The 13,789-nt window shown below is 63.9% G+C and carries 18 protein-coding genes; 12 read left to right on the plus strand and 6 right to left on the minus strand.

The features are described 5' to 3' along the window. Positions 1–25: 25 nt before the first annotated feature. Positions 26–823 (plus strand): YiiX/YebB-like N1pC/P60 family cysteine hydrolase, encoded by a 798-nt coding sequence (locus N7E70_RS00455; protein ID WP_263005108.1) that lies wholly within the window; start codon positions 26–28, stop codon positions 821–823. A gap of 12 nt (positions 824–835) precedes the next feature. On the opposite strand, the gene N7E70_RS00460 is transcribed toward N7E70_RS00455, so the two are convergent. Further along, entirely contained in the window at positions 836–1,033 is a 198-nt protein-coding gene (locus N7E70_RS00460; protein ID WP_067954561.1) for a hypothetical protein, read from the minus strand. 24 nt (positions 1,034–1,057) lie between these two features. Next, entirely contained in the window at positions 1,058–2,128 is a 1,071-nt protein-coding gene (hrcA, locus tag N7E70_RS00465) for a heat-inducible transcriptional repressor HrcA (protein ID WP_067965763.1), read from the minus strand. 149 nt (positions 2,129–2,277) lie between these two features. Between hrcA and rph the strand changes: the two genes are divergently transcribed. From rph to N7E70_RS00490, 5 genes are read left to right on the plus strand one after another with little or no spacing between them, the layout of a single operon-like run. Further along, the gene (rph, locus tag N7E70_RS00470; RefSeq protein ID WP_067954563.1) at positions 2,278–2,994 is read left to right on the plus strand and encodes a ribonuclease PH; all 717 of its coding nucleotides are present in this window, start codon (positions 2,278–2,280) and stop codon (positions 2,992–2,994) included. Positions 2,995–3,004: 10 nt separating this feature from the next. Then, positions 3,005–3,415, plus strand: a complete 411-nt coding sequence (locus N7E70_RS00475; protein ID WP_067954565.1) for a VOC family protein — start codon at positions 3,005–3,007, stop codon at positions 3,413–3,415. After that, positions 3,415–4,062 carry an RdgB/HAM1 family non-canonical purine NTP pyrophosphatase gene (rdgB, locus tag N7E70_RS00480; RefSeq protein ID WP_154384697.1) on the plus strand — a complete coding sequence of 216 codons (648 nt, stop codon included), beginning with the start codon at positions 3,415–3,417 and terminating at the stop codon, positions 4,060–4,062. Before N7E70_RS00475 ends, rdgB begins: the two co-directional genes overlap by 1 nt. Next, on the plus strand, positions 4,062–5,228 hold the full coding sequence (hemW, locus tag N7E70_RS00485; RefSeq protein WP_182573541.1) for a radical SAM family heme chaperone HemW: 1,167 nt from the start codon (positions 4,062–4,064) through the stop codon (positions 5,226–5,228). The genes rdgB and hemW overlap by 1 nt, the downstream gene beginning before the upstream one ends. Positions 5,229–5,240: 12 nt before the next feature. Then, complete coding sequence (locus N7E70_RS00490; RefSeq protein ID WP_154384695.1) at positions 5,241–5,561, plus strand: low molecular weight protein tyrosine phosphatase family protein; 321 nt, start codon at positions 5,241–5,243, stop codon at positions 5,559–5,561. Between the two features lie 6 nt (positions 5,562–5,567). Here N7E70_RS00490 and N7E70_RS00495 read toward each other — a convergent pair whose 3' ends face one another. Further along, a complete protein-coding gene (locus N7E70_RS00495) occupies positions 5,568–6,041 on the minus strand; it encodes a GNAT family N-acetyltransferase (protein WP_154384694.1) in 474 nt (157 codons plus the stop codon). Between the two features lie 92 nt (positions 6,042–6,133). Between N7E70_RS00495 and N7E70_RS00500 the strand changes: the two genes are divergently transcribed. From N7E70_RS00500 to N7E70_RS00515, 4 genes are all read left to right on the plus strand, one after another. Beyond that, complete coding sequence (locus tag N7E70_RS00500; RefSeq protein ID WP_067954574.1) at positions 6,134–6,571, plus strand: EamA family transporter; 438 nt, start codon at positions 6,134–6,136, stop codon at positions 6,569–6,571. Between the two features lie 216 nt (positions 6,572–6,787). After that, complete coding sequence (gene rsmI, locus N7E70_RS00505) at positions 6,788–7,687, plus strand: 16S rRNA (cytidine(1402)-2'-O)-methyltransferase (RefSeq protein ID WP_182573542.1); 900 nt, start codon at positions 6,788–6,790, stop codon at positions 7,685–7,687. Next, positions 7,680–8,051 (plus strand): YraN family protein, encoded by a 372-nt coding sequence (locus N7E70_RS00510; protein WP_067954578.1) that lies wholly within the window; start codon positions 7,680–7,682, stop codon positions 8,049–8,051. Before rsmI ends, N7E70_RS00510 begins: the two co-directional genes overlap by 8 nt. A 119-nt stretch (positions 8,052–8,170) precedes the next feature. Then, positions 8,171–8,401 (plus strand): DUF3297 family protein, encoded by a 231-nt coding sequence (locus N7E70_RS00515; RefSeq protein WP_067954580.1) that lies wholly within the window; start codon positions 8,171–8,173, stop codon positions 8,399–8,401. A gap of 109 nt (positions 8,402–8,510) precedes the next feature. On the opposite strand, the gene N7E70_RS00520 is transcribed toward N7E70_RS00515, so the two are convergent. Both N7E70_RS00520 and N7E70_RS00525 read right to left on the minus strand, forming a co-directional pair. Continuing rightward, entirely contained in the window at positions 8,511–8,789 is a 279-nt protein-coding gene (locus N7E70_RS00520; RefSeq protein WP_246340567.1) for an acylphosphatase, read from the minus strand. Between the two features lie 125 nt (positions 8,790–8,914). Then, the gene (locus tag N7E70_RS00525) at positions 8,915–10,285 is read right to left on the minus strand and encodes a cytochrome P450 (RefSeq protein ID WP_067954584.1); all 1,371 of its coding nucleotides are present in this window, start codon (positions 10,283–10,285) and stop codon (positions 8,915–8,917) included. A gap of 183 nt (positions 10,286–10,468) precedes the next feature. Between N7E70_RS00525 and N7E70_RS00530 the strand changes: the two genes are divergently transcribed. Beyond that, on the plus strand, positions 10,469–11,038 hold the full coding sequence (locus tag N7E70_RS00530; protein WP_263005130.1) for an NADPH-dependent FMN reductase: 570 nt from the start codon (positions 10,469–10,471) through the stop codon (positions 11,036–11,038). Positions 11,039–11,178: 140 nt separating this feature from the next. Continuing rightward, complete coding sequence (locus tag N7E70_RS00535) at positions 11,179–11,625, plus strand: response regulator (RefSeq protein WP_067954587.1); 447 nt, start codon at positions 11,179–11,181, stop codon at positions 11,623–11,625. A 68-nt stretch (positions 11,626–11,693) separates the two neighbouring features. On the opposite strand, the gene N7E70_RS00540 is transcribed toward N7E70_RS00535, so the two are convergent. After that, entirely contained in the window at positions 11,694–13,592 is a 1,899-nt protein-coding gene (locus tag N7E70_RS00540) for a PAS domain-containing sensor histidine kinase (protein WP_083948229.1), read from the minus strand. Positions 13,593–13,789: the final 197 nt, after the last annotated feature.

A 13,789-nucleotide genomic window follows, 5' to 3' on the forward strand; every position in this document is an offset into this window, starting at 1 on the left:
CGGCTCATGTTACGTCCTGTGCGTCATGACGCAAAAGACCGACACCCTGCTCGACCGTCTCGGCCGCTGGCTCGCCTCCCGGCTGCAGGTCGAATCCTCCGGCTACGAGCCTTACACACCTTCCGACCCGGACACGCTGCGGCGAACGCTGGAGCCCGGCGACATCCTTCTGATCGAAGGCAACCAGCGCATTTCGGCCGTCATCAAGTATCTGACGCAGTCGACCTGGTCGCATTCTGCACTCTATATCGGCGACGCGCTGCCAGAGCCGACGGACGGATCGGAGCGGCCGCGGCTGATCGAGGTCAATCTCGGAGAAGGCTGCGTTGCCGTGCCGCTGTCGAAATACCGCACCTACAACACCCGCATCTGCCGGGCCAACGGCCTGTCACCGGAGGATCGCGACCATGTCGTGAGGTTCATGGTGCAAAGGCTCGGGCTGAAATACGACCTCAAGAACATCACCGACATGCTGCGCTACTTCATTCCGCGGCCGCCGGTGCCCGTGCGCTGGCGCCGCCGCATGCTGGCCTTCGGTTCCGGCGACCCGACACGCGCCATCTGCTCGACGATGATCGCGCAGGCCTATGGTGAGATCCGCTATCCAATCCTGCCCGAGATCACCCGCGCCCCCGGCCGCGCTTCGGCGCAGTCGACCTACATGCGCCAGGAGATCATGCACATCCGCCACCACTCGCTCTACACGCCGCGCGACTTCGACCTGTCGCCCTATTTCCGCATCGTCAAACCAACGCTGGAATATGGCTTCGACTACCGGCAGGTGACATGGAGCGAGCAGGACAAGGCCAGCAAAGGGGCGTGATCGCCCGACTGCTCATTCTTCCTGTTCGGAAAAATCGTCATCGAGGCGCTTTTCGAGGTCGACGAGGTCCTTGGGCAGCGGCAGGCCCTGGGCGCGCAACTCGGAGAGCTTCTCGCGCAGCTGTTCCTGCAACTCGTGTGAATCCTCGGGCTGGTTGACCATTTCCTGGAGCAGCACGGCTATCTGGGCCTTGATCTGTTCGAGTGCCATGGTCCGGTTCTCCGCAGTTTCAGCTCACCTCAGCATGCGCGAAATCAGCTGCGCCGTATAGTCGACCATCGGCACGATGCGGGCATAATTGAGCCGGGTCGGTCCGATGACGCCGAGCGCGCCGACCACGCGAGCGTCCTTGTCGCGATAGGGCGCGACGACCAGCGACGAGCCGGACAGCGAAAACAGCCGGTTTTCCGAGCCGATGAAGATGCGCACGCCCGAGCCTTCCTCGGCGAGGTCGAGCAACTGGATCAGCCCGTCCTGGGTTTCCATGTCCTCGAACAGGTGCTTGAGCAGTTCGATGTCGGCCTGGGCGGTGACGTTTTCGAGCAGATTGGCGCGGCCGCGCACGATCAGGCGCGCCGGCAGGCCGCTCTCGGCGCCGGCCCAGACGGCGAGACCCTTTTCGACGAGGTCCTGCGACAGCGTGTCGAGGGCTGCCTTGGTCTCGTCCTTGATACGGGCGATCTCCAGCCGGGCCTCGGCAAGGGTACGGCCTCGAATATGGGCATTCAGGAAGTTCGACGCTTCGTGCAGTTGCGAAACGGTGACGCCGAGCGGCAGCTCGACGACACGGTTCTCGACATCGCCATTCTGCGACACCAGCACGGCGAGCGCCTTGGTCGGTTCGAGCTGGATGAACTCGATGTGCTTGAGCGCGACCTCGTTCTTGGCGGCGAGGACGAGGCCTGCGCCGCGCGACATGCCCGACAGCATCTGGCTCGCCTCGGTCAGCATGTGCTCCAGCGTGGCGCCCTCGCCCGAAGCCTTGACCTGCGCCTCGATCGTCCGGCGTTCGTCGTCAGGCAGATCGCCAAGCTCCATGAAGGCGTCGACGAAGAACCTGAGCCCCTTTTGCGTCGGCAGGCGGCCGGCGGAGATGTGCGGCGCGTAGACGAGGCCGAGCTGCTCGAGATCGCTCATCACGTTGCGGACGGTCGCCGGCGACAGCGACGACGGCAGCATGCGCGACAGGTTACGCGAGCCCACGGGCTCGCCATCCCTGAGATAGGAATCGACGATGCGCCGGAAGATGTCACGCGACCGCATATCGAGCGATTGCAGCGTGGGATCGGGTACCGCTTTGGTCATCTGCTTCATGGTCTCCGTCCAAAATGATATAGACCGCATGGCCGCGAACACAACAGCTCCAGCCACGGAACCGGTTTTCCTTTGCGCTGGTCCGGCCATGGGGCTACAAGCCGGCAACAATTTCCGATTTCGCCATAGAAAGTAGCCGTATGCGCCCCTCCAAACGCCAGTTCGACGAAATGCGCGCCATCTCCTTCGAGCGCAACATCTCCAAGCACGCCGAAGGCTCGTGCCTAGTCAAGTTCGGCGACACCCATGTGCTGTGCACGGCGAGCCTTGAAGAGAAGGTGCCGGGCTGGATGCGCAACACCGGCAAGGGCTGGGTGACGGCCGAGTACGGCATGCTGCCGCGCTCGACCGGCGAACGCATGCGCCGCGAAGCCTCTTCCGGCAAGCAGGGCGGCCGCACGCTGGAAATCCAGCGCCTGATCGGCCGCTCGCTGCGGGCCGTGGTAGACATGCAGGCGCTCGGCGAGCGCCAGATCACCGTCGACTGCGACGTCATCCAGGCCGATGGCGGCACCCGCACGGCCTCGATCACCGGCGCGTGGATCGCGCTGTACGATTGCCTGCGCTGGATGGAAGCGCGCCAGATGGTCAGCATCGACAAGGTGCTGAAGGACCATGTCGCGGCGATCTCCTGCGGTATCCATGATGGGCAGCCGGTCATCGACCTCGACTATCTCGAGGATTCCTCGGCCGGCACCGACGCCAATTTCGTCATGACCGGCAAGGGCGGCATCGTCGAGATCCAGGGCACCGCCGAAGGTACGCCGTTCTCGGAGGAAGAGTTCCTGCAGCTGATGGGCCTCGCCCGCAAGGGCATTGCGCGTCTGGTCGACCTGCAGAAGATGGCGGTGGGCTGAGGCTCTCGCCATGCAGCCCTCGGCGATCCTCGAATCCGCGCTCTATGTCACCGACCTCGATGCCGCAGAAAACTTCTACGGCGAGGTGATGGGACTGGAGCGGATCGCCAAGGTGCCGGGGCGGCATGTGTTCTTCCGCTGCGGCCAGGGCGTGCTTCTGCTCTTTTACGCCGAGGCGACGCGGCAGCCACCGAAGCCCGATGCCAGGCTGCCGGTGCCGCCGCATGGTACGTCAGGCCCGGGGCATCTGTGCTTTGCCGGCACGGCCGAAGAAGTCGAGGACTGGAAGACGCGGCTCGAAGGCGAGGGTATAGCCATCGAAGCCGATTTCGAATGGCCCAATGGCGGCCGTTCCATCTATTTCCGCGATCCCAGTGGCAATTCGCTCGAGATCGCCGAGCCGAAACTATGGGGCCTTTGATGCGCAAGCTTGCCGACAATGAGATCGTGATCGCCAGCCACAATGCCGGCAAACTGCGCGAATTCGCCAACCTGATGGCGCCGTTCGGCATCGGGGCCAAGTCGGCCAAGGAATACGGCCTGCCCGAACCCGACGAGACTGGCACGACCTTCGAGGAAAACGCCTACATCAAGGCGCTGGCCGCGGCGACCGCGACCGGCCTGCCGGCCATGTCTGACGATTCAGGGCTGGTGGTCGACGCGCTCGACGGCGCACCCGGTGTCTACACCGCCAACTGGGCCGAAAAGCCGGATGGCACGCGCGACTTTGCCATGGCAATGCAGCGCACCGAGGACGCCCTGCAGGAGCGCGGTGCCAAGGCCGTCGCGCAGCGCACCGGCCGCTTCGTTGCCGTCATCTGCCTGGCATGGCCGGACGGACACGCCGAGTATTTCCGTGGCGAAGCCGAGGGCAATCTCGTCTGGCCGCCGCGCGGCGAAAAAGGCTTTGGCTACGACCCGGTATTCCTGCCCAAGGGCTTCGACAAGACCTTCGGCGAGATGAGCGCCGACGAAAAGCACGGCTGGAAGCCGGGCCAGGCCGACGCACTGTCGCACCGGGCCCGCGCCTTCCAGAAGTTCGCCCGTGCCATGCTCGGTTCGGCCTGATGGCATTTGCGTCGCTCAGCCGCGACCCCGGCTTCGGCGTCTATGTGCACTGGCCGTTCTGCGCGGCCAAATGCCCTTATTGCGACTTCAACAGCCATGTCCGCCACCAGCCGGTGGACCAGGAGCGCTTTGCCCGCGCCTTTTCGACGGAACTAGCAAACATGCGCGCCCGCACCGGGCCGCGCGAGGTGACGAGCGTGTTTCTCGGCGGCGGTACGCCGTCGCTGATGCGGCCCGAGACGGTCGGCGCCGTGCTGGAGGCGATCGCTGCCAACTGGACGATCGCAGATAGTGCTGAAATCACGCTCGAGGCGAACCCGTCGTCGGTGGAAGCCGAGCGCTTCCGCGGCTATCGCGCTGCTGGGGTCAACCGGCTCTCGCTTGGCGTGCAGGCGCTGAACGACCAGGATTTGCGCTTCCTCGGGCGGCTGCACAATGTCGAGGAGGCGCTGCATGCGATCGGACTGGCACGCGAGATTTTTCCGCGCCTGTCCTTCGACCTGATCTATGCCCGACCCGGCCAGAAGCCGGATGCCTGGGCGGCGGAGCTGAAGCAGGCGATCGGTTATGCCGTCGACCATCTGTCGCTGTACCAGCTGACAATCGAAGAAGGCACGCGCTTCTTCCAGCTCTACAATGCCGGCAAGTTCGAGATCCCCGACGGCGAGCACGCGGCGGAGCTCTACGCCATCACCCAGGACGTAACGGCGGCGCATGGCCTGCCGGCCTATGAAATCTCCAACCACGCCAAACCGGGCGCCGAGAGCCGGCACAATCTGACCTACTGGCGCTACGGCGAATATGTCGGCGTCGGCCCCGGTGCCCATGGCCGCTTCCTGGAGGACGGCACGCGCATCGTCACCATCGCCGAGAAGCTGCCGGAACGCTGGGTCGAACTGGTCGAGCAACGTGGCCATGGCGTGGTCGGCGGCGAGACGCTGACACGCTCGGAAGAGGCCGACGAGTTCCTGCTGATGGGCCTCAGGCTGGTCGAGGGCATCGACCTCGCCCGCTACGAGCAGTTATCCGGCAAGTCGCTGTCTTCGGCACGGTTGTCGATCCTGCAGGGCGAAGGGCTGGTGGCACCGATCGGCAATTCGCGCTTGCGCGCGACGCCTGAGGGCATGATCGTGCTGGACGCCGTCGTGGCCGACCTGGCGCGGTAGGCGGGGACTGCGATGAAGAACGTGCTCTTCGTCTGCAGCCAGAACAGGTTGCGCAGCCCGACGGCCGAGCAGGTGTTTGCCGCCCGGCGCGACATAGAAGTCGACTCGGCTGGCACAAACCACGATGCCGAGAACCCGCTGACAGCGGAACTGGTGGTGTGGGCCGACATCATCTTCGTGATGGAAAAGGCCCACCGCACCAAGCTACAGAAGAAATTCCGCAGGTCGCTGAAGGCGCGCGTCGTCTGCCTCGATATTCCCGAAGACTACGCTTTCATGGACCCGGCACTGGTGACGCTGCTGGAAGAGCGGGTGCCGGGGCACCTGCGCTAAGGCCGATCAGGCACCACGCTTCATCGAAAAAACGTTGAGCCCCTCGACATCTTCCTCGATGCGCTGCCAGCCGAGGCGCTCGTAGAAGGCGGAGACGGCAGGTTTGGCGCAGAGATAGGCGGTGTCGAAACCCTGCCCGAACGCCGCGTCCGCCCCGGCCTGGACAAGAGCCGCGCCGATGCCGGACCTCCTGGCGGTTTCGTCGACCCAGACGGCGGCCACCCAGGGCGAATATTGCGGCCGCGATTCGAGATCGTTGTCTATCAGGTGAGCGGTGCCGAGAAAGGTGTCGCCGTCATGGGCGACGAACGCCTGCGGCAGGCCGGTCGAGGCAAAATTCTCGTCGACGAGGCCCCTGATAAAGGCGCGTTCGTGGCCGTCCTGACGCCACCAGGCGTTCCAGATGCGGTCGGCGACGTCATCAGCGAAATCCGGCCTGTCGCGAAGATCGGAGATGGAATAGGTCTTGTGCGTCGCCATGGTATCAGCCCGATTTCGAAATTTTCAGGCGTCCGGTACAGCATGGGCAAGCAACGATCCAGCAGCCAAGAGATCAGAACAACGGAGCCAACATGAATTCAGCCCTAGATTCCTGGCAGTTCTGGGCCATTCTCTCAGCCACTTTCGCGGCGCTGACGGCGATATTCGCCAAGGTCGGCATCGAGAACATCAATTCCGACTTCGCGACGCTGATCAGGACTGTGGTGATCCTTCTGGTGCTCGGCGCAATCATTGCCGCCACCGGGCAGTTCCAGCCGCTCGGCGAGATTTCGAGCAAGACCTATCTGTTCCTCGTGCTTTCCGGGCTGGCCACGGGGGCGTCGTGGTTGTGCTACTTCCGCGCGCTGAAGCTCGGAAACGCGGCGCAGGTGGCGCCGATCGACAAGCTAAGCGTCGTTCTTGTCGCGGTGTTTGGCGTCATTTTCCTTGGCGAGCGACTTGGCACGGCGAACTGGCTCGGCGTCGCGCTGATCGCGGCGGGTGCGGTGCTGGTCGCCTACAAGGCGTGAGGGTGGAGCCGCCTTGGTGGCGGCGTCGAGGCGGGAGATGAAGGCGTCGAAACGATGGGGCATGGCCGGTACGATTGCCTCTGTTCACGAATCGCTCTGTTCCGATCCGCGGCGGCGATTTGCTTCCCGCACTGTGGCAAAGCCATGGCAGAATCGATCACATCCTTTTGCAAGCCGGACCGGACCATGCCAAGGAGAAGGTGAAAGCGAGGCGGCGTGCAGAACAACGAAAACAAGCGGGTCTATGTCATCGGACAGACCGAGATCGCGGCGCGGCCGCTGACGCCTGCGCTCTATCTGGTGGCGACGCCGATCGGCAATCTCGGCGACATCACCCTGCGCGCGCTGGAGACCCTGGCCGGCGCCGACCATGTCGCCTGCGAGGACACGCGTGTTACCCGCGTATTGCTCGACCGCTACGGCATCCGCCAGCGGCCGACCGCCTATCACGAGCACAATGCCGGCGAAGCCGGGCCGCGGCTGATCGAGGCACTGGAAAACGGTCGCAGCGTAGCACTTGTATCGGACGCGGGAACGCCGCTGGTTTCCGATCCGGGTTTTCGCCTTGTCGGGCAAGCACAGGAGCGCGGCATTCGCGTCGTGCCGATCCCCGGCGCCTCGGCTGTGCTGGCGGCACTGACCGCCTCGGGACTACCTTCGGATGCGTTCTTCTTTGGCGGCTTCCTTCCGGTCAAGGACGGCCAGAAGCGGACGCGGCTCGAAGAGGTAAGGACCGTGCCCGGCACGCTGATCTTTTTTGAATCGCCACGACGGGTGGCCGACACCCTTGAAGCCATGGCCGATGTGTTGGGCGCGCGCCAGGCAGCGATCGGGCGCGAACTGACCAAGGCCTTCGAGGAAATCCGCACCGGCACGCTGGCCGAACTCGCCGCGCACTATGCTGCGGCCGACACGCCGAAGGGCGAGATCGTCATCTGTGTTGCGCCACCCGCGGAACGGACCGAGACGGCCGACGACGTCGACAAGCTCCTGCTGTCGCTGGCCAAGGAGATGCCGGCGTCGAAGGCGGCAGCGGAAGCCGCGCGCATGACCGGCCAGCAGAAACCGGCGCTTTATCGCCGATTGCTGGAGCTCCGGGAAGGATCCGGTGACTGACCGGCGCACCCGGCAGAAGGCACTGGGCCGCGGCCATCGCGGCGAATGGCTGGCCGCGCTTGCGCTGATGCTCAAGGGCTATCGGATCGTCGCTCGCCGCTACAAGACCAAGCTCGGCGAGATCGACTTGATCGCGCGGCGCGGCGACCTGGTGCTGATCGTCGAGGTGAAGGCGCGTAGAACGCTGGTCGAGGCGATGGAGGCCGTCGCCTATGGGTCAGAACGGCGCATCGAGGGCGCTGCCGATTTGTGGCTCGCGCGACAGCCCGACTATGGCAAGCTTTCGGTGCGTTTCGACATGGTGGCGGTGCTGCCGCGTCGTTGGCCGGTGCATGTCGAGAACGCCTTCCAGGGGCGGAACTGAGCTTCGAGCAGCCGTTGGCTCTTTACGCCTGCCGCCATTGCCCTTAACAGGCCTCGCAAAGCTCGCGATGCGGGCACGAGGTTCGCGCCCAGGGGGCGCCCTAGTTACTGGAGATGGCAATGTCCCTGCCCGACCGCCTGAGCAACGACCCGCGCAGTCCCTTTTTCAACGCAGAGGCGCTGGAGGCTGGCGTCGGCATCATGTTCAACGGCAAAGAGCGCCAGGACGTCAGCGAGTATTGCGTCAGCGAAGGCTGGATCCGTGTGCCGGCCGGCAAGTCCAAGGACCGCTTCGGCGAGCCGATCACCATCAAGCTCAAGGGCACTGTCGAGCCTTTCGTGAAGGCGTGATGTTGGCGAGCAGTACGCTGAACAGCCGCCCCTAAGCACCACCCGCTGTGCGTACCACTTTCCCCCTCGACAGGGGGAGAGGAAGCGCCAGTCGGCGCGGTTGCGTTGGTCAAGCGGTGATGTTGAAGCCGGCGGAAGCGTCGGCAGGACTGGCCGTTTCCTGAACCACGCTGCGGACTTCACAGCCGGGCGGCCCTTGCCAAAACGCATCCAGCATCGAGGTTACTGCCTCTTCAGGACCTGAGATCAAGGCGCTGACGGAGCCGTCTCGCTCATTGCGGACCCAGCCGTTCAGGCCGAGGCGACGGGCCTCGCGCTGCGTCCAGATGCGGAAACTGACGCCCTGGACGCGGCCTGATATGCGGACGAGGACGGCGCTGTCGTTCATGTCAGCCTCCATGTGGTGCTCCCGGATTCCCCGTCCTCTCTTTGTGGGAAGGCGGCGTCGAGCGACACTGACATGGCTCTGCCGAGCGTCGCGCCGCCCCTCCTCAAACGGGGAGAAAGATGCTGTCACCGCCGCGTCACCCGCATCGGCAGGCCGCCTTGCGGCTGGGTGGTCAGCTTCTGCACCGGCCAGGGCCTGGTTTCGTCAGTTGTGTCGAAGCGGAAGCGGGAGAGCAGGATGGCGAGCGCGATGATGGCTTCCTGCATGGCGAAACTCATACCGATGCAGACACGCGGACCGGCGCCGAAGGGCAAATACTGGTAGCGGTCGATCCTGTCGCGGTTTTCGGGATGGAAACGCTCAGGCAGAAACGCGTCCGGCTTGTCCCAGAGTTTGCGGTGGCGGTGGACCGTCCAGGGCATGACCAGCACTTGCGCCTTGCGCGGGATCTTGAAGCCCTTGTATTCGTCCTCGGCGATCGGCTCGCGGTTGATCGACGGCGCCGGCGGGTAGAGGCGCAAGGCCTCTTCGAAAGCGGCGCGGGTGAGCGGCATGGCGTCGAGCCATCTGACAGGATCGGGCTCGCGCGCCAGCACTGCGTCGATTTCCTGCTCGATGCGGTCGCGCTCCCAGGTCGCCTCGGCGAGGCAGTAGATGGTCCAACCGAGCGCGCGGGCCGTGGTCTCGTGGCCGGCGCCGATGAAGGTGATGATGTTGTCTTCGATCTCCTGGCGCGACAGGCCATCGGGGCCTTCGGCACGCAAGAGCAGGGTCAGGAAATCCTCGGGCGCGCCGGCTGCGTCACGCACCAGCTTGTCGCTGCGCATCGCCACCGTGTCGGTGACGATCTTGCGGAAATAGGCCATGGTCTTGCGCCCGCGGATGCGGGTGAGGCGCGGCAGCCATTCGGGCGCGCGCAACAGGTCGAGCGGGTCGACGCGACCCATGGTCTCGAACAGCCGGTCGATCTCGTGGGCGAAGCTGCCGGCCTCGCCCGCGATCTCGCCCGAAAACAGCGTCTCGGCCAGAATCTCGTAGGTCAGCATGGTCATGTCGTGGGCAACATCGACGGTGCCTGAGGCGTCCTCGTAACGTTTGACGAAGTCGAGGGTGCGGGCGAGCATCGGCTGGGCGAAACCAAAAATGTGGCGCGGGGTAAAGACCGGGGCCATAGCCTTGCGGGAACGCTTCCAGACGTCGCCCTCGGCGGTAAGCAGACCATCGCGCAGGATCGGTCGCAGGATCATCTGGCGCACGGTCGCCATCTTGTAGTTTCTGGCGTTGTCGACCAGCACGTGACGGATGAGCCCGGGATCGTTGGCGATGACCAGCGGACCGCCGACGCCGTTCACCGAGATCCAGGGCTCGTTGTAGGACGGCTCGCCCCACAGCTCGAGCGGATTGCGATAGACGATGCGCATCATCTCCAGCGTCGACGGCGGCGTGGTGCGCGGCGTCGGCGCGGGCGGGACGAAGGGTTCGGGTCTTGTGTCCATCAAATGTGCCTCATCCGTGGAATGTAGGCATGGAGAGTGGGCACGTCCATGCGGCGGAACGGGACGATGACCGAGATGTGACCGGGTTACCTCGAGGTGCCTTCTTGCCATGGCGGGGTCCAAGCGACTATTTCCCGCCAGTCACCTTTTGATACCGTCCCTTACCTGCCAAGGACTGAAATCTTGAAACACCAGCTCAATATCGTCGTGGCCAGCACCCGCCCCGGCCGCGTCGGACCCGTTTTCGCCCGCTGGCTCTATGCCTATGCGCGCGAGCATGGCAAATTCGAACCCGTCATCACCGACATCGAGGCCTTCGGCCTGCCGATCTTCGACGAGCCCAGACACCCAAGGCTCGGTCAGTACGAGAACGAGCATACGAAGAAGTGGTCCGAGGCGATCAAGGCCGGCGACGCCTTCGTGTTCGTGACGCCGGAGTACAATTTCTTCGCCGCGCCTGCGCTGGTGAACGCCGTCAACTATCTGGCGCGCGAGTGGAACTACAAGCCGGCCGGTTTCCTGAGCTATGGCGGCGTCTCTGCCGGCCTGCGCGCCGTGCAGTCGGAAAAGATGCTTTTGACGACGCTGAAGATCATGCCGATCCCCGAGGCGATCGCCATCCCCGCTTTCACCCAGCACCTCGCCGAGGATGGCGAGTTCAAGTCGAACGCGCTGATCGACGACAGCGCCAAGACGATGCTCAACGAACTGTTCCGCTGGAGCGAAGCGCTGAAGCCGCTCCGTGTCGGTTGACCACGTCGTTGCGTCAGGACCACAATTGAGGCGACGAACATTGTCTTTGCGGAAATTCACCCCCCTGGCATGCAACCTATCGCTGACGGTGACGTTTGGCCCATGCAACCAATCAACAGGGAATACGCGTGTAGAGTGACATGATGAACTGCAAGGTGATGGTGGTTGAAGACGAGATCTTCGTTGCCACCGAAATTGAGAGCATGCTCGAAGAGCTAGGACACCACCCGATCGGCATCGCCATGGACTCGGCGAGTGCCCTCGACTTGGCGCGGCATGCCGAAATAGCGCTTGTTGACCTCAATTTGCGGGATGGTCCTACCGGCCCTTCACTGGGCAAGATTCTTGCCGAACAGTTCGGCGTGACGGTGCTATTCATCACCGCCAACCCTTCGCAACTGGGCGACGGCGTTCCCGGCACGATCGGCGTGCTTCCCAAGCCGGTGATGGACGAAGAATTGTCTGAAGCGGTACGATATGCAGTGGCGCGCCGACACCGCCTTGCCGCCGAACCGCCAACGCGGCTGAAGCTGTTTGGAGCGGATAATTGCAATGACCGCGAGGACGGACTTGGCGTAACCGCCTGACGAAAACGCGACGTCTCAACATCATCAGGGGCGCTCCGGCCGAAGCCGTTGCGCCCTTTGTCGTCGCTCTAGCGCCGCAACGTTGCCGAACGGCTGAGCTGTGCTGCCGGCATCGTCAGTTCCACTTCGAGCCCATCCGCCTTCCAGCGCCGCTGCAGCGTGCCGCCAAGCTGGCCCTGGACGCTGAGTGTGATCAGGCGGCTGCCGAAACCTTCGTCGGCGGGCGGACCCGAAACTGGCGCGCCACCCGTTTCCTTCCAGACCATGCGATACTTGTCGCCGCTCAGAACAGCGTCGATGACCACGCGGCCATCGGCCTCCGCCAAGGCGCCATATTTCGCCGCATTGGTGGCAAGCTCATGAAACAGCAACGCAAGCGGAGTGGCCGCGCCGTCGTCGATGGTGGCGTCGTCACCGTGGAAGGTAAAGCGGCCGGAATCGTCGCCGACATGCGGAGCGAGCAGAAGCTCGACCAGGGCGCGCAGCGAAGACTGGTTGTTCTGCGGCCGCGATGCCCGGCTGTGCGGCCGGACAAAATCATGCGCCTTGCCCATCGCGCTGATGCGCTGCCTGAGTTGGTCGGCCAAGGGCTTGATGTCAGGATGGGACCGCGCCGACAGGCTGATGATGCCGTTGAGAACCGAAAAGATGTTCTTGATGCGGTGGCTGAGTTCGTGCGCGACGATCTCGCGCTCCTCGGCAACCTGCTTGGTTTCATGGATGTCGGTACAGGTGCCAAACCAGCGGATGATCTCGCCGGCCTCGTTGCGGATGGCCAGCGCCCGACCCAGTGTCCAGCGGTATTCGCCATTGGCATGACGCAGCCGGTACTCGATCTGGTAGGGCTCGCCGGTGGCGAGCGAATGGCGCCACAACTCCCAGGCGCGGTCCTGGTCGTCGGGATGGAACATACCTGCCCATGCCTCGCCATCCGTCGAACCGAGCGGCATGCCGGTGAATTCGTACCAGCGCGCATTGTAATAATCATGGAAACCGTCGGGCCTGGTCGACCAAACCATCTGCGGCATGGTGTCGGCAAGCGTGCGGAAGCCGGCTTCGCTTGCCGCCAGCGCCGCCTCGACCGCCTTGCGCTCGGTGATGTCGATGACGACGCCCGGCAGACGCGGATTGCCGCCGACGGTTTCGAAAAACTTGCCGGTGGCAAGCACCCAACGGATACCGCCATCGTCGTCGACGAGGCGATACTCGGCCCGAAATCCGCCGCGATTGGCGATTGCCTCATCGGTCTTGCGCGCGACGAAGTCCCGGTCGGCGGGATGGATGCGCCTGAAGAAGCCTTCAGCCGAAATGCCCTGTTCGGCTTCGGCGAGGCCGACGCCGAACATCTCGGCGAAACGCGCGTCGGCTGTGACGATCCGGCTGGTCAGATCGAGTTCCCAGGCACCGACGATGCCCGACGCCTCGAGCGCCAGCGACAGGCGCTCCTCGCTGCGGGCGAGTGCCTTTTCGGCACGTACGCGCTTGGTGGTTTCAGCCAGGATCGCAAATGCACCAACCGCCTCGCCGTCGTCGTCGAGCAAAGGACTGTAGTCGAGCTCGAGCCAGACGCGTTCGGCGGCACCATTGCGCCACAGCACCAGTTCCTGATCCTCGTAGGTCAGCGTTTCACCCTCGAAGATGCGGTCGATGACGGTACGGTTGAACTGCGCGACCTCGGGCCAGCTGTCAAAGACTGAAGTGCCGAGGCAGGCCGGATGCCTCGCGCCCGCGATGTCGCGATAGGCGTCGTTGTAGATCATCACGCCCTTGCGGCCGATGAGCAGGCACATCGGCATTGCCGATGCCAGCATGATGCGGATCGTCATGCGCACGACTGCCGGCCAAGAACCGATCGGGCCGATCGGCGTAGACGTCCAGTCCAAGGCCTCGATGAGCCCGGCCAGCTCACCTGAAACGATCGGATTGGAAACCTTGTCGTCGGCCTTCAATGGTCTTGTGGTCGGCATGGATGAGAATTTTCTCGGCTGAAATCTGTTGTGAAAAGTGTAGGCCGGCAAAAAGTAGGCCCCACCGTGTCAGACTGAAGTGGGACAACATTATTGATGAGCCTGAATGCACCAGCGCGGCGTTTGTTCCAAACTCCGCCTACATGAACGGACGAGAAATCACATAGTTTCGCCAGTTTGCCAACAATCGGCGGCTT

The sequence above is a fragment of the Aminobacter sp. NyZ550 genome (assembly GCF_025628925.2).
Classification (GTDB): Bacteria; Pseudomonadota; Alphaproteobacteria; order Rhizobiales; family Rhizobiaceae; genus Aminobacter; species Aminobacter ciceronei.

Excerpts from the sequence above, each read along its gene's own strand:
- hrcA (WP_067965763.1), bottom strand. The coding sequence starts at position 2,128 with ATGACCAAAGCGGTACCCGATCCCACGCTGCAATCGCTCGATATGCGG.
- N7E70_RS00525 (WP_067954584.1), bottom strand. The coding sequence starts at position 10,285 with ATGGACACAAGACCCGAACCCTTCGTCCCGCCCGCGCCGACGCCGCGC.
- N7E70_RS00535 (WP_067954587.1), top strand. The coding sequence starts at position 11,179 with ATGATGAACTGCAAGGTGATGGTGGTTGAAGACGAGATCTTCGTTGCC.
- N7E70_RS00490 (WP_154384695.1), top strand. The coding sequence starts at position 5,241 with ATGAAGAACGTGCTCTTCGTCTGCAGCCAGAACAGGTTGCGCAGCCCG.
- N7E70_RS00520 (WP_246340567.1), bottom strand. The coding sequence starts at position 8,789 with ATGAACGACAGCGCCGTCCTCGTCCGCATATCAGGCCGCGTCCAGGGC.
- N7E70_RS00460 (WP_067954561.1), bottom strand. The coding sequence starts at position 1,033 with ATGGCACTCGAACAGATCAAGGCCCAGATAGCCGTGCTGCTCCAGGAA.
- N7E70_RS00540 (WP_083948229.1), bottom strand. The coding sequence starts at position 13,592 with ATGCCGACCACAAGACCATTGAAGGCCGACGACAAGGTTTCCAATCCG.
- hemW (WP_182573541.1), top strand. The coding sequence starts at position 4,062 with ATGGCATTTGCGTCGCTCAGCCGCGACCCCGGCTTCGGCGTCTATGTG.
- N7E70_RS00455 (WP_263005108.1), top strand. The coding sequence starts at position 26 with ATGACGCAAAAGACCGACACCCTGCTCGACCGTCTCGGCCGCTGGCTC.
- rdgB (WP_154384697.1), top strand. The coding sequence starts at position 3,415 with ATGCGCAAGCTTGCCGACAATGAGATCGTGATCGCCAGCCACAATGCC.
- N7E70_RS00495 (WP_154384694.1), bottom strand. The coding sequence starts at position 6,041 with ATGGCGACGCACAAGACCTATTCCATCTCCGATCTTCGCGACAGGCCG.
- N7E70_RS00475 (WP_067954565.1), top strand. The coding sequence starts at position 3,005 with ATGCAGCCCTCGGCGATCCTCGAATCCGCGCTCTATGTCACCGACCTC.
- N7E70_RS00515 (WP_067954580.1), top strand. The coding sequence starts at position 8,171 with ATGTCCCTGCCCGACCGCCTGAGCAACGACCCGCGCAGTCCCTTTTTC.
- N7E70_RS00500 (WP_067954574.1), top strand. The coding sequence starts at position 6,134 with ATGAATTCAGCCCTAGATTCCTGGCAGTTCTGGGCCATTCTCTCAGCC.
- rph (WP_067954563.1), top strand. The coding sequence starts at position 2,278 with ATGCGCCCCTCCAAACGCCAGTTCGACGAAATGCGCGCCATCTCCTTC.